The organism is Kangiella sp. HZ709, from assembly GCF_009674675.1.
GTDB lineage: Bacteria > Pseudomonadota > Gammaproteobacteria > Enterobacterales > Kangiellaceae > Kangiella.
Genome location: NZ_WKJC01000001.1, coordinates 33,340 through 47,571 on the forward strand (window position 1 = coordinate 33,340; position 14,232 = coordinate 47,571).

Below are 14,232 nucleotides of genomic sequence, written 5' to 3' on the forward strand. Positions count from 1 at the left end.
AGACAATGACAAAGAAAATTTTAGTATTACCGGGTGACGGTATTGGTCCAGAAATCGTAGAGCAAGCGACCAAGGTTTTAGATGTATTAATCGCGCAAGGCTTAGATGTATCCTATGACAGCGCTTTAGTGGGTGGCTCTTCTTTTGATGCGCATCAGGTGCCATTAACTGATGAAGTGTTACAACAAGCGCGTGAAGCCGATGCGATTTTATTAGGTGCTGTCGGTGGTCCTAAGTGGGAAGGTTTTGATATTGCGGTCCGTCCAGAAAAAGCATTATTGAAATTGCGCTCAGAATTGGAACTGTTTGGAAACTTACGCCCAGCAATTTTATATCCGCAATTAGCCGATGCTTCAAGTTTAAAGCCAGAGCTGGTGGAAAACTTAGATTTAATGATTATTCGTGAATTAACGGGTGGTATTTATTTCGGCCAACCACGCGGTATCCGCACTTTAGATAATGGCGAGAAAGAAGGTTTTAACACTTACGTTTATTCGGAAAGCGAAGTAGAGCGGATTGCTCACGTTGCATTTCGTACCGCAATGATGCGTGATAAGCGCGTTTGTTCGGTGGATAAAGCTAACGTTTTAGAAGCGACTGAATTATGGCGTGAAGTGATGGAGCGCGTAGCTAAAGAATATCCAGAAGTCGAACTGACCCATATGTATGTGGATAACGCGGCGATGCAACTCGTTCGCGCACCAAAGCAATTTGATGTGATGGTAACGGGTAATATGTTTGGCGATATTTTATCCGATTGTGCTGCAATGCTTACCGGTTCTATTGGTATGTTGCCGTCAGCTAGTTTTGATATTAATGGCAAAGGTATGTACGAGCCAATTCATGGTAGTGCGCCTGATATTGCTGGTGAAAACAAAGCTAATCCGATTGCCACTATTTTGTCAGTATCGATGATGCTCCGCTATACCTTTGGAGAACAAGCTATTGCTGATAAAATCGATGCAGCTGTTAGTCACGTTTTAGATCAAGGATTACGTACCGCAGACATCCATACTGAAGGTGATAAATTGTTATCTACTTCGGAAATGGGTGATGCTATAATTTCTGCATTAAAATAAATCGATATATCAAAAGGTTAGTACTTTGAGTTCAAAACAATCTGAACCAAGTTCTTATAGCTCTTCTTGTTTAGAAGTCAAAGGGCTAACCATTTCCCGTAACGAGCAAGTCTTGCTCGAAAATATCGATTTAAGTTTTACATCTGGCAGCATTACTCACTTATTTGGTGAAAATGGTGCGGGTAAAACAAGCCTTATGCGAGCTTTGGCTGGCCTTTTAAACCACGACTCAGGTCAAATTTGTTGGCGTGGTTTTAAAACTAGCCATCCTGAAGCTAACTTTTCTCAAGACTTATTATTTTTGGCTCATAACTTAGCGATGAAGAGTGAATTAACCATTGCTGAGAATTTACAGTTTTACACAGACCTGCGTGGCAAGTCAGTGTCGCGAAGTGAGATTCAAACTGTCGCTTCCGAGCTTAGAATTGAAAGCTTGCTCGAAAGGCACTTTGCTGAACTTTCTGCAGGCCAGCAACATAAGGTTTCTTTATCTCGGTTGGTATTAGAAAGCGCTAAGTTATGGGTTTTGGATGAACCATTTGTCAACTTAGATGCACGAACCCGAGATTGGCTTTCTGACAAAATGATGAATTTCGCTAAAAAGGGTGGAGTAGTGATCTTTACTTCTCACCAAGCCATTGATGGTTTAAAGATCCATCAAAAGGTATCTTTGACTCATAAAGATAGGAATGAGCAAAGCGAGGCAGCCGCTTAATGTTTATAACCTTGCTCAAGCGTGAACTAATGTTGGCTCGTCGTAATTGGGTGGCAGTCTTAATACCATTATTTTTCTTTATCATGGTGGTGTCATTATTCCCATTTGCGGTTAGCCCTGAAGCCGAGTTTCTAAGACAAATAGCGCCAGGCGTGATTTGGGTGTCCGCTCTTTTAGCAACACTGCTATCGCTTGATTTTTTCTACCGTGGTGACTATCAAGATGGCTCTTTAGAGCAGTTATTGATTATGAGCAGTCCAACCCAAGTGGCATTGTCAAAAGTAGTAGCTCATTGGCTAGTCACAGGCTTGCCATTAGTCTTGGTTTCGCCTTTGTTGGCCGGCTTAATGCACTTAAATTATAGCCCGGATGGCATACTGCTTGAGCGTGGGCATACTCCAATCATGATGTTCTCCTTACTACTAGGAACTCCAAGTTTATGTTTACTAGGTGCAATAGGCATGAGCTTATCTTTAGGTGCGTCTCGTAATGGTATGTTAGTAGCGGTAATGATTTTACCGTTGTACGTACCAATTTTAATCTTTGGAAGTGCAGTTATTACAGCATCTTTAGGAAATAGTGGGTATAATGCGCAGCTGGCGATTTTAGCTGCAATTTTGCTCTTTGCGTTGACGCTGACACCCTTTGCAATAGGGCGAGCACTGAAAGTCGCGGTAAGCTAAATATTATCAATTTGCACAGAATTAAGAGATAAACAGTTAGATGGCAAACTCTTCTATGAGCTCCTGGCGCTGGTTTCATCAGTTAGGTTCTCCAAAATGGTTCTACCAAAAGTCGGCTAAATGGCTTCCTTGGTTATGGGCCATTACTACAATGCTATTAGCATTTGGCCTGTATTATTCTCTATATGCTTCGCCTGTAGATTATCAGCAGGGTAATAGCGTTCGTATTATGTATATTCATGTTCCTGCAGCAGCCTTATCCATGGTCGGTTATTTATCCATGGCGGTTTGTGCGGTTATTGGATTGGTTTGGAAAATGAAGATGTCATTTATGGCCATGCGAGCCATCGCACCTATTGGCGCTTTATTTACTCTAATCACCTTGTTTACAGGTTCCTTGTGGGGACTTCCAACTTGGGGTACTTGGTGGGAGTGGGATGCTCGCATGACTTCAGAGTTGGTTTTGCTTTTCTTATATTTAGGTTTTATTGCACTTCATAGTTCATTTTCTGACAGGAATAAAGCTGATCGCTCGGCTGCAATCTTGGCTATTGTCGGTGCTATAAATGTGCCAATTATTTATGGCTCGGTGAAATGGTGGAATACATTGCACCAAGCTTATTCGGTGACTAAAAAAGGAGCTATTGCTCCTGAAATGCAAACGCCACTATTTATTATGATCGGCGCTTTTTATTTGCTATTTGCCATTATGGTCATCGTTCGTTTGCGTCTTGAAATTATCAATCGTGAAGCTAAATCAAAGTGGTTGCAAGCGGAGATTACATTATGACTTTACAAGAGTTTTTTGCTATGGGAAATCATGGCTTTTACGTTTGGTGGAGTTATGGCTTAACTTTGTTAGTAATTGTTTTATTATTTATAGGCTTTGCTTGGTATAAAAAGCAGTTACTCAACAAGATTAAAAGTTTTAAGCGCGAAATTGGACAAAAGGCAAGAAGTGTTAAAACCGAAAAAATTTCTGACTAATTATCGGGTATAGATAGTCCTATGAAAGCTCATCGAAAGAAAAAATTGATAACTATTTTATCCTCGCTAGTACTGCTTAGTACTGCGGTGGGATTATTGCTATATGCCATTGGCGATTATGCCGATGCTTTTTACGAGCCTTCGCGTGTAGTGAATGGTGATGCTCCGCTGAATAAGACTATTCGGGTGGGCGGTTTGGTTACAACAGGCTCGGTTAAACGCGCAAAAGATAGTCTTTATGTTGAGTTTGACATCACTGATAATCAAGAAGTCATCACCATCACTTTTGATAAAAGCTTGCCAGATTTATTTCGCGAAGGGCAAGGCATTATGGCTGAGGGTAAGTTGGTCGATAGTAAAACGCTTAAAGCGACTAAAGTCTTAGCCAAGCATGATGAAAAATATATGCCACCTGAAATTGCTGAAACGCTTAAGAAAAGTCATAAAGATGGCGTCAAAAAAATGGAGCAGCAAGGCGAAAAGCAAAAGGGCAGTTATTAATGATCCCAGAGCTTGGTCACTTCTTTCTAATTTTAGCCTTAGTTAATGCAGTCATTTTAGGCACTTTGCCATTTTATGGTGCCCATACCCAGCACAATGGTTTAATGCGCTTAGCATCAAAGGCTGCCATAGGGCAATTTATCTTATTGTTAGCCAGCTATATCTGTTTAACGATTGCATTTGTACAAGATGATTTTTCAGTAGCCTATGTTGCCAATCATTCGAATACTTTATTGCCGCTACGCTATAAAGTAACCGCTGTTTGGGGTTCTCACGAAGGCTCTTTATTGCTTTGGATCATGATCCTAGCTGCTTGGATGGCGGCAGTGGCACTATTTAGTAAAGCTTTAACTTCGGTAATTAGAGCTAGAGTATTAGCAACTCTAGGGCTTATCTCCGTTGGCTTTGTAAGTTTTGCTTTATTTACATCAAACCCCTTTGAGCGGGTATTACCTTTTATCCCAATTGATGGCGCCGACTTAAACCCTTTATTACAAGATTTTGGCATGATCGTTCACCCGCCAATGTTGTATATGGGGTTTGTTGGTTTTTCGGTGGTGTTTGCTTTTGCCATCGCAGGATTATTACAAGGTGACTTAGATCAAAAGTGGGCAAAGTGGGCGCGCCCCTGGACCACGGTTGCTTGGATATTCTTAACCATTGGCATTGCACTTGGTAGCTGGTGGGCTTATTACGAATTAGGCTGGGGAGGCTGGTGGTTTTGGGATCCAGTTGAAAATGCTTCATTTATGCCTTGGCTTGCAGGAACTGCCTTATTGCATTCGTTGGCAGCAACAGAAAAACGCGGTGCTTATAAATCTTGGACGGTGTTACTGGCTATTCTGACTTTTTCACTGAGTTTATTAGGTACTTTTTTAGTTCGCTCAGGGGTGTTAACTTCAGTTCACGCCTTTGCTACTGATCCTGAAAGAGGTCTGTTTATTTTAACTTTCCTTGGCTTGGCCGTGGGCGGTGCTTTAGCGCTTTATGCATGGCAGTTTGATAAATTAAAGTCGAATAATAACTACACTTTGATTTCTAAAGAAATTGCTATTGTCTTAAACAATGTACTATTGTTTTCGAGCTTATTAGTAGTTTTACTTGGAACCTTATATCCATTATTAGCCGATTATTTGTGGGAACAGAAAGTTTCAATTGGCCCTCCATTTTTTGATCCTTACTTTTCTTTCTTTTTTGCATTTATTTTGTTCTTGATTCCCTTTGGGCAGCAAATGAATTGGAAGCAAGATAAACTATCTAAAATACTATTGCTACAGCTAGCATTACTAGGTTTAGCCGTCATACTATCTAGCTTGCTATTATCCTGGCTAGCCAGCGAATTATTGTTGTGGCCGCTAGTCGGGGTAAGCCTATCTTTATGGTTGACGCTGGCGTGCCTAGCTTACGTTGTCAAGTTATCGAAGAACGCTTCTTCTTTCTTGCAAGGCATTAAAAAAATTCGTAGAAGTTATTGGGGTATGTTATTAGCTCATACCGGACTTGCGGTGACGACCATTGGCGCTATTGTTACCACTTTTTATTCAATTGAAAAAGATGTGCGTATTGAACCGCAACAAACGGTAGCAGTTGGTGATTTAAATATCTATTTTGAAAAGTTTGATAATTTTACTTTTGAAAATTACATCAGTTCGCAAGCAACTTTGAAAGTATCTGAAGATGGTGATCACCTGGTGACTTTGAAGCCCGAGAAAAGACGCTATCGAGTTTCAGGTCAGTTGATGACTGAAGCGGCGATCCATCCTGGCTTATTTTCAGATTTGTATATTTCGCTGGCTCAGCCTTTAGAGCAGGGTGCTTGGGCTATTAAAGTCTATTATAAGCCTTTTGTACGCTGGGTATGGCTTGGGGCGCTTTTAATGGCATTAGGTGGGCTTCTAGCTGTATCTGATAAACGTTATAGGCAAAAGAAATTTACTAAGGCTAAAGGTGAGCGTAATGAAAGCTAAAAAAATAATCATTGCTGTAACCCCTTTGTTGATTTTCTTGGTGCTGGTTTTAGTCTTTAAATCATCCTTAAGCAATGACCCTCGTAAATTAGAAACCAAGTTGGTTGGCCAGAAGGTTCCTAGCTTTAAATTAGGTTCGGTAACAAATCCTGAGCAAGTTATTACCGATGCAGATTTACCTAAAGAAATATATCTGCTGAATGTTTGGGGCACCTGGTGTGTTTCTTGTTATGCCGAGCATCCTTATTTAATGGAGTTTTCAAAGACCTATCCTATTAAATGGGTTGGTATGAATTATAAAGATCAGCCAAAAGACGCTATTGATTATTTACAAAAATATGGCGATCCCTTTATTTATTCCATTGCTGATATTAGTGGTCAACTAGGCATTGATTTAGGCGTTTATGGGGCACCTGAAACTTTTATTGTCGATGCCGAAGGTTATATTAGAGATCGTCATGTGGGTGTGATCGATAACAGAGTGTGGAATAAGGTAATAGTCCCTAAGTTAGAAGCAATTGGCTGGGAGAATAAATTATGAAAACTTTTTTGATAACCCTTTGCTTATTAGTTTCCTTTACTAACTTAGCTAATGAAACTTATCAATTTGATAGTCCTGAACAAGAACGATTGTATCGAGAGATTGCCAACGAATTACGTTGTCCTAAATGCCAAAATCAATCGATAGCGGACTCTGATGCGCCTTTATCTGAAGATTTAAGATACCTTGTTTACCAAAAGTTGAAAGCAGGGGAAAATAAACAGCAAATTCTTCAGTATATGCAAGATCGTTATGGTGATTTTGTTTTATACGATCCTCCTATCTCGCCGAAAAATTATGTTCTTTGGTTTATGCCTTTGCTGGTATTTATCATTATCATTATTGCTTTGATAGCTAGAGTCGGACGTCGCGAGTTACAACCAGAAGATGAGGCTGAAGAGTAAGTGATAGTATCAGCAATCTTTATTTTAGTGGCGCTAAGTTGGGCCTTTTGGCTTTTTAGTAATACATTTCAAAATGGCAATTCGAAAGTTGTATTTCTGCTATTCAGCATGATAACAGTAATGACTAGTTATGGGATTTATCATCAATTAGGTGCCAATAAAGAAATCCAAGCACTTGCCGCACAGCATCAAGAATTAAAAAGCCGCTCGATTGAAGAGTTAGCGCAAATGGTAACCGATAAGAAAATTACCGTTAATCAATTGCTACATGAATTACGTTTAAGGCAAGAAGCAAATCCAGAGGATTCCGGGGCTTGGATGAAATTAGGCGAGCTGTTAACCTTAAGCGCCGCGGGTTCTACTAGCCCCCAAGAACCGCAAGCTGAGACTGACTCTATGCGTCAGTTGGCTAAGCAAGCATTTAATCGGGCTAGTCAAGTTGGTAACCAAGAACAACAAATTAATACCAGAATTGAGGTAGCCAAAACTTATTTAACTTACCGTGAATTTGATAGTGCATTAGAGCAGTTAAGTTTAGTTTTATTAAAGAATAATACTCATGAGGGCGCTTTAATGATGAAGGGCTTGACTGAATCTCGTTTAGAGAAACATCAAGCTGCCATTGATACTTGGAAGTTCTTAGCCAGTCGCCGCCAACAAGATAGTGAGTCCGCTCAGCTAATAAACAACCTTATAGAAAATGAACTAGAGCGTTTAGAATTCACTCAGTCACAATTTATTGAAATCACTATAAACAACTTTGCTAACCTAGATTTACAGAGTTTTACAAAAGCATTTGCTATTGTTCGACCGGTAGCTGGTGGAGCACCAATTGCAGTAAAATCGATAGATATTTCGGAACTAGAAGAAACCATTAAAGTGACCCCTGAAAACTTAATGTTTAGCACCGCAGATTTTTGGCAAGCTATTGATTTAAAAGTGGAAATTAGATTTTCTCAAACTGGTCTTGCTAAACCAGAAACTGGCGATATCTTCGGGCAGCTCTCACCAATTCAAGGACTTACCCCTACCCAAAATTACTCCCTGACTATTGATCAAGTTGTGAACTAGACTGCATTAATATTGCTACTATTTCTTTGACTTATATTTTCAGCGCAATTAATCTCGAATTATTAAGTGTTAGATGTAACAAACTTGCTGGACGTATGTCTAACTGCTTGATTATATTGTAAACATATTTAGGAGTAATCTAATGTTAAAGAAAGATAAAGCAAAGTTAGCCGTATTAGTATCAGCATCATTATCTGCATCTGTAGCAATGACTAGCGCAACTGCTAGCCCATTCTCAGTTAGCGATCTATCACAAGGCTATAACCTTGCTCAATTCGATGGCGAAGGCAAATGCGGTGAAGGCAAATGCGGCGAGTCTAAGAAAGATGGAAAAGAAGGCAAATGCGGCGAAGGTAAATGTGGCGAGTCTAAAGGCAAGAAAGGCAAAGAAGGCAAATGCGGCGAAGGTAAATGCGGCGAGTCTAAAGGCAAGAAAGGCAAAGAAGGCAAGTGCGGTGAAGGTAAATGCGGCGAGTCTAAAGGCAAGAAAGGCAAAGAAGGCAAGTGCGGCGAAGGTAAATGCGGCGAGTCTAAAGGCAAGAAAGGCAAAGAAGGCAAATGCGGCGAAGGTAAGTGCGGCGAGTCTAAAAAAGGTAAAGAAGGTAAATGCGGCGAAGGTAAGTGCGGCGGATAATTCTTTAGCTTGAAGAATAAAAAGTGGTAGCTTGCTGCCACTTTTTTATTTAAACATGTTGCAAATTAACATTAATTCATAAATTCGTTAGTAAAGGTTTTTTCAAATGAACCAGTTAGTTACAGGAGCAGGTCTAGGTTTAAGACGAGATTTTTCTGATCAGTTTGAAACTGTCAGCCAGTCTTGTGTTGATTTTATGGAAGTGGCGCCTGAAAATTGGATTCCATTTGGAGGGAAATTTACTAAACAATTTGAACAATACGCCGAGCGATTTCCGTTTGTCATTCATGGATTATCCTTGTCTATTGGTGGTCCAACCCCGTTAGATACCGACTTCGTTAAGCAGGTTGCTCAGTTCATTAAAAAATACAACATTAAGAGTTACAGTGAGCATTTAAGCTATTGCAGTGATGATGGGCATTTATATGATTTAATGCCAATTCCGTTTACTGAAGAAGCGGTGCATTATGTTGCCGATCGAATTAAGCAAGTGCAGGACATAATTGGTATGAAGCTGGCGATGGAAAATGTGTCTTATTATGCCGCTCCAGGTCAAGAGATGTCTGAACTAGAATTTTTATTGGCGGTGTTAGAAGAAGCTGATTGTGATTTACTGTTGGATATTAACAATATCTACGTTAATTCTATTAACCATAAGTATAATGCTGAAGAGTTTTTAAAGGCTTTACCTAAAGAGCGGATCGCCTATGCCCATATAGCTGGGCACTATGATGAAGCAGATGATTTAAAGGTGGATACTCATGGCGCCGACGTAAAATCTGATGTTTGGGCTTTATTAGAAACTGCTTACCAAGAGTTTGGTGTTTTCCCAACTTTGCTTGAGCGTGACTTTAACATTCCGCCACTCGCTGAATTATTCTCAGAAGTAGCACAGATCAAAACCATCCAGCAAAAGTATCTTGATAAAGATTTGTCTGGTAAAGCCATTGCTTAAGATAGCAGACTGGAGACTAATGAGTAGCCTACCTAAGTTTCAACAAGTACAGTTCGATTTTGCCGGGCATTTGCGTAACCCTGAACAGGTAAAGAAACCAACCAGCATTGAAGATAGACGTATGAAAGTCTATAGAGACTTGTTTTATAACAATGTTGAAAACTTTTGTAGTAATAGCTTTCCAATTTTACGTGAACTGACTAGCGATAAAAAATGGCACCAGATGGTTCGACAGTTTTTTATCGACTATCGGGCTCATAGCCCTTATTTTAGGGATATCTCTAAAGCCTTTCTGGATTACTTGAACGAGCATCGTCAACCAGAGGACGACGATTACCCCTTTATGACTGAATTGGCTCATTGGGAATGGATGGAGCTTAACGCGCTTTCTGATACCGGCGACATACGCCAGTTTCCTCACGACCGTAATGGCGATCTTTATTCACAAAAAGTAGTAATTTCGCCATTAGCTTGGCCATTGGTTTACCAATACCCTGTACATAGAATTGGTGATGCTTTTGTGCCAACTGAAAGCCCAGAACAGCCAACCTTTTTAATTATTTCTCGCAATCGTGAGCATCAAGTAGATTTTATGGAAACGAATGCAATTACTTATCGACTGCTTGAAATCTTCCAAGAATCTGAAGAAGAGGAAGGAAGCCAGTTGACTGGTTCTGAAGCTATTCAAAAGCTACAACAGGAAATTCAATTTCCAAATCCTGAACAGTTGATCGAAGGCGGCAAGAAAATTCTGCAGGACTTTTTAGAGCGAGATGTAATTCTTGGAGTAAATCTGTAACTCAGCTACACTTATTGCTACAATCATCAGTAGTTTCAATCATAAAAGTATTACTAAAGGTTTTGGGATGAAATCAAAATTACTTTCCATCATATTGCTTACGATCCTTCTTGCGGGCTGTGCATCTACAGGTAATAACCCTAAAGATCCTTACGAAGGGTTTAATCGTTCAGTTTGGAAATTCAATAAGGGGTTAGATACGGTTATTCTGAAGCCAGTAGCAAAAGGTTACAAAGCGGTAACCCCCGATGTGGTAGAAACGGGAGTATCTAATTTCTTTCAAAATATTGGCGAAGTACCAACTATCCTGAATGATATTTTGCAGTTTAAATTGGGCAAGGCGCTTAAAGATACCGGTCGCTTTTTAATAAATACGACCTTAGGAATTGGTGGACTATTCGATCCTGCCACCGAGTTTGGAATTGAACACCAACCAGAAGATTTCGGTCAAACATTGGCTGAGTGGGGCGTAGGGGACGGTTCTTACTTAATGCTGCCTTTCTTAGGACCCTCAACGACACGCGATGCCTTTGGCCAAGGTGTGGACAGTGTGGTTTTGTATAATCTCTATGATGAATTAGAAAACGATAGCCAAACGGAAATTGCTTTGCGTATCTTTGATATAGTGCAAACTCGAGCAGGCTTATTAAGTTTAGATGACCAATTAAATTCTGCACCTGATGACTATTCGTTAGTGCGTGACGTTTATTTGCAAAGAAGACAATTCTTAATTCACGACGGCAACCCGCCAATTGAAGATGAAGAATGCGAATTTGAAGAAGATTGTGAGGATTTTTAAAACTCCTCATGCCGATTGAGTTTAACGATACTCTAGTTATAGCAATTTCTTCGACCGCACTTTTTGATTTAGCGGACAGTCATCGTATTTATCTTGAAAAGGGTGTCGATAGTTATGCTCAATATCAAATCGATCATGAAGATGAATTATTAAAGCCTGGTGCAGCTTTTGGCTTAGTCAAAAAACTATTAGCTCTTAATGAAGGTGGGCTAGATAAGGTCCGAGTTGAAGTGATTCTGCTTTCTCGCAATAGCGCAGATACGGGGCTTAGAGTTTTTAACTCGATTGAAAATCATCAATTACAAATTACTCGAGCTGCTTTTACTTCCGGCAACAGCCCTTATCTGTATGCCTCAGCTTTTGGCGCACATTTGTTTTTATCGACCAATCCCTACGACGTTAAACAAGCCATTGATAATGGTATTGCTGCAGCAACTATTGTCGCGCCTAATAAAGCTCATAATGACGTAAATCATATTAAATTTGCCTTTGATGGTGACGCGGTGCTTTTTTCAGATGAAGCGGAAAAGGTATATCAACAAAGTGGTTTGGATGAGTTTACTAAACATGAAAAAGCGTCAGCTCAAAAACCATTAGAAGGTGGTCCTTTTAAAACCTTCTTAGCAGCCTTACATAAGATCCAAAAAGAATTCGGCACTGATGAATGCCCAATTCGAACCGCTTTAGTGACTGCGCGCTCTGCACCGGCTCATGAACGAGTTATTCGCACCCTGCGTTACTGGGATATCCGGATTGATGAAGCTTTATTTTTAGGCGGAATGGATAAAACTCAATTTTTAAAAGCTTTTGGCGCGGATGTGTTTTTCGATGATCAAGAAGGCCATATTGATCGGGCTAAAGATCATATCGCCAGTGGCCATGTCCCTAGTGGCGTGGTAAATAATTAATAGAAACATTTTGAAACAATAGCTATTTGATCTCTAAAGCTATTTGCATCAAGGTTTAGAAAACTTTCTCAGGGGTGAGCATGAAGCTAAATACTATTCTCTTACTATCCTTGGTTTTATTACCTTCGTATGCCAAGGCTTCTTATTTTCAGTTGAAACCCTCCGATAATGCTTATCAGCAGGTTAAACAGCTATTGCCATTGATTGGTTCCTGGTCTTGCCAAAGTAGTTCGCTCCAACCTGATGGTAACTGGCAGAAAACTTCCAACCGTTCTCAATGGGACTGGAAGTACATTTTAAATGGTCATGCTATTCAAGATTTTTGGTATCCAAATGAGTCTAATTTAGAAGCTCCTGGCGCAGGAACTAATTTGCGAACGTATGACCCTGTTAAAGATGCTTGGGAGATGGTTTGGACGTTTGATAAATACAGCCGTTTCCAAACGTTTAATGCAAGTTTCAAAGATAATAAATGGGTAATGCAAGGAGAATATCCTGCCAGTAAAACTAGGCCTGCTCATATGGCTCGAATAACTTTTTACAATATTTCAAATAAGTACTTCGATTGGTATTATGAATCATCAAACATTGGAGACGGAAAGAATTGGATGAAAGTAGCAAAAATAGCGTGTGATAAAAAACCATGATCAGACTATATATCTTAATAACACTGTTTCTTTTTGCAGATATTGTTAGTGCGCAAAGAACCTTTGATGCTCCTATTGTTTCTGAAGGTCAAGGTCCTTTTAATCGTTTAATTTTGAGAGGCGGAATTCTTATTAATGGTGAAGGTGCTCCGCCTACCGGTCCGGTTGACATTATCATTCAAGGTAACAAAATCTTATCAGTTCGTTCGGTGGGCGCGCCTGGAGTGCCTATTAAAGATTCTGCAAGGCCGCAAGCGAATAAAACAGATAAAGTAATAGATATCACAGGTCATTATGTGCTTCCTGGCTTTGTTGATTTACATGGACATATCGCAGGTAGTGTCGATGGCTTACCCGCGGAATACCCTTTTAAGCTGTGGCTAGCTCATGGTATTACTACGGTTCGTGAGCCAGGTAGCTTTAATGGTTTAGAGTGGACTCTTAAACAAAAAAAATTGAGTGATCAGAATAAAATTACTGCACCAAGAATTATCCCTTATATTGGTTTTGGTATGGGCTGGGATAAGCCCATAACGACTGTTGAGGAAACTCGACAATGGGTGCGCCATATGGCAAAAAAAGGGGCGAAAGGGATTAAGTTTTTTGGCATGCCAAAAGTTATGATGCAAGCTGCTTTAGATGAAGCAAAAAAACAAAAGCTAGGTACAGCCATGCATCACGCTCAACTGAATGTAGTAGGAACAAATGCTTTAGACTCTGCACGTTTAGGTTTAACCACTATGGAGCACTGGTATGGGTTACCAGAAGCCATGTTTGAAGATAAGGTGATTCAAGACTACCCCTTAAACTATAACTACAACGACGAATCGCATCGATTTACTGAAGCGGGCCGACTATGGCAGCAAGCCGCTGAAGAGGGCAGTGACACATGGAATGCTGTACGCGACGAATTAATTGAACTCGACTTCACCATTAATCCTACCATGACTATCTATGAAGCGAGTCGCGATGTGATGCGAGAGCGAAATGCCGAATGGCATCAAGATTATACTCACCCAAAGTTAAAAGCATTTTTTGAGCCTAATCGTGAATCTCATGGTTCATATTTTTTCGACTGGACGACTCAAAATGAAATTGACTGGAAAGCTAATTTTAATAAGTGGATGGCTTTTTTAAATGATTATAAAAATCATGGTGGAAGGGTCACTGTAGGCTCAGATGCGGGTTATATTTATAAAATTTTTGGTTTTGGTTATATACGAGAACTTGAGTTGCTTCAAGAAGCAGGTTTTCATCCGCTAGAAGTTATTCAGTCTGCAACATTAAACGGGGCGGAAGCTTTGGGAATGCAGGATAAAATTGGTTCTATATTACCTGGTAAACTTGCTGACTTAGTTATCGTAGAAGAAAATCCTATTGCTAACTTTAAAGTATTATATGGAACTGGCCATTACCGTTTAGGCTTAAATAACATTGCTAAAAGAGTTGGGGGTGTTAAATACACCATCAAAGATGGCATTCTTTATGATGCTAAGCAATTACGCGAAGACGTTAAAGCTATCGTTAAAAACGCAAAATAGA

The 14,232-nt window shown here is 40.0% G+C and carries 17 protein-coding genes; all 17 read left to right on the forward strand.

Annotation, left to right across the window (positions count from 1 at the left end):
* Nucleotides 1-5 precede the first annotated feature (5 nt).
* The 17 genes from leuB to GJS41_RS00260 all read left to right on the forward strand — a co-directional run bounded on the left by leuB (nt 6) and on the right by GJS41_RS00260 (nt 14,231).
* The gene (gene leuB / locus GJS41_RS00180; RefSeq protein WP_154245330.1) at nt 6-1,079 is read left to right on the forward strand and encodes a 3-isopropylmalate dehydrogenase; all 1,074 of its coding nucleotides are present in this window, start codon (nt 6-8) and stop codon (nt 1,077-1,079) included.
* Between the two features lie 25 nt (nt 1,080-1,104).
* Nucleotides 1,105-1,794, forward strand: a complete 690-nt coding sequence (gene ccmA / locus GJS41_RS00185; RefSeq protein WP_154245331.1) for a heme ABC exporter ATP-binding protein CcmA — start codon at nt 1,105-1,107, stop codon at nt 1,792-1,794.
* Complete coding sequence (gene ccmB / locus GJS41_RS00190; protein WP_154245332.1) at nt 1,794-2,477, forward strand: heme exporter protein CcmB; 684 nt, start codon at nt 1,794-1,796, stop codon at nt 2,475-2,477. Before ccmA ends, ccmB begins: the two co-directional genes overlap by 1 nt.
* A 40-nt stretch (nt 2,478-2,517) precedes the next feature.
* Nucleotides 2,518-3,267, forward strand: a complete 750-nt coding sequence (locus tag GJS41_RS00195; RefSeq protein ID WP_227551214.1) for a heme ABC transporter permease — start codon at nt 2,518-2,520, stop codon at nt 3,265-3,267.
* Nucleotides 3,264-3,464 (forward strand): heme exporter protein CcmD, encoded by a 201-nt coding sequence (gene ccmD, locus GJS41_RS00200; RefSeq protein ID WP_154245333.1) that lies wholly within the window; start codon nt 3,264-3,266, stop codon nt 3,462-3,464. The genes GJS41_RS00195 and ccmD overlap by 4 nt, the downstream gene beginning before the upstream one ends.
* 21 nt (nt 3,465-3,485) lie before the next feature.
* The gene (ccmE, locus tag GJS41_RS00205) at nt 3,486-3,965 is read left to right on the forward strand and encodes a cytochrome c maturation protein CcmE (RefSeq protein WP_154245334.1); all 480 of its coding nucleotides are present in this window, start codon (nt 3,486-3,488) and stop codon (nt 3,963-3,965) included.
* On the forward strand, nt 3,965-5,932 hold the full coding sequence (locus GJS41_RS00210; protein ID WP_154245335.1) for a heme lyase CcmF/NrfE family subunit: 1,968 nt from the start codon (nt 3,965-3,967) through the stop codon (nt 5,930-5,932). The genes ccmE and GJS41_RS00210 overlap by 1 nt, the downstream gene beginning before the upstream one ends.
* The gene (locus GJS41_RS00215) at nt 5,922-6,473 is read left to right on the forward strand and encodes a DsbE family thiol:disulfide interchange protein (RefSeq protein WP_154245336.1); all 552 of its coding nucleotides are present in this window, start codon (nt 5,922-5,924) and stop codon (nt 6,471-6,473) included. Before GJS41_RS00210 ends, GJS41_RS00215 begins: the two co-directional genes overlap by 11 nt.
* A complete protein-coding gene (locus GJS41_RS00220; RefSeq protein WP_154245337.1) occupies nt 6,470-6,877 on the forward strand; it encodes a cytochrome c-type biogenesis protein in 408 nt (135 codons plus the stop codon). Before GJS41_RS00215 ends, GJS41_RS00220 begins: the two co-directional genes overlap by 4 nt.
* A 108-nt stretch (nt 6,878-6,985) precedes the next feature.
* Complete coding sequence (locus GJS41_RS00225; protein WP_154245338.1) at nt 6,986-7,948, forward strand: hypothetical protein; 963 nt, start codon at nt 6,986-6,988, stop codon at nt 7,946-7,948.
* 142 nt (nt 7,949-8,090) lie between these two features.
* Nucleotides 8,091-8,582 (forward strand): hypothetical protein, encoded by a 492-nt coding sequence (locus GJS41_RS00230; RefSeq protein ID WP_154245339.1) that lies wholly within the window; start codon nt 8,091-8,093, stop codon nt 8,580-8,582.
* A 106-nt stretch (nt 8,583-8,688) separates the two neighbouring features.
* Complete coding sequence (locus tag GJS41_RS00235; RefSeq protein WP_154245340.1) at nt 8,689-9,537, forward strand: DUF692 domain-containing protein; 849 nt, start codon at nt 8,689-8,691, stop codon at nt 9,535-9,537.
* Nucleotides 9,538-9,556: 19 nt separating this feature from the next.
* A complete protein-coding gene (locus GJS41_RS00240) occupies nt 9,557-10,336 on the forward strand; it encodes a DUF2063 domain-containing protein (RefSeq protein WP_154245341.1) in 780 nt (259 codons plus the stop codon).
* Between the two features lie 67 nt (nt 10,337-10,403).
* Nucleotides 10,404-11,135, forward strand: coding sequence for a VacJ family lipoprotein (locus GJS41_RS00245; RefSeq protein WP_154245342.1), 732 nt, complete (start codon nt 10,404-10,406; stop codon nt 11,133-11,135).
* 8 nt (nt 11,136-11,143) lie between these two features.
* Nucleotides 11,144-12,043: a 5'-nucleotidase gene (locus GJS41_RS00250; protein WP_154245343.1), complete on the forward strand. Its 900-nt coding sequence runs from the start codon at nt 11,144-11,146 to the stop codon at nt 12,041-12,043.
* Between the two features lie 80 nt (nt 12,044-12,123).
* Nucleotides 12,124-12,690, forward strand: coding sequence for a hypothetical protein (locus GJS41_RS00255; protein ID WP_154245344.1), 567 nt, complete (start codon nt 12,124-12,126; stop codon nt 12,688-12,690).
* Nucleotides 12,687-14,231, forward strand: a complete 1,545-nt coding sequence (locus tag GJS41_RS00260) for an amidohydrolase family protein (protein ID WP_154245345.1) — start codon at nt 12,687-12,689, stop codon at nt 14,229-14,231. Before GJS41_RS00255 ends, GJS41_RS00260 begins: the two co-directional genes overlap by 4 nt.
* Nucleotide 14,232 lies beyond the last annotated feature (1 nt).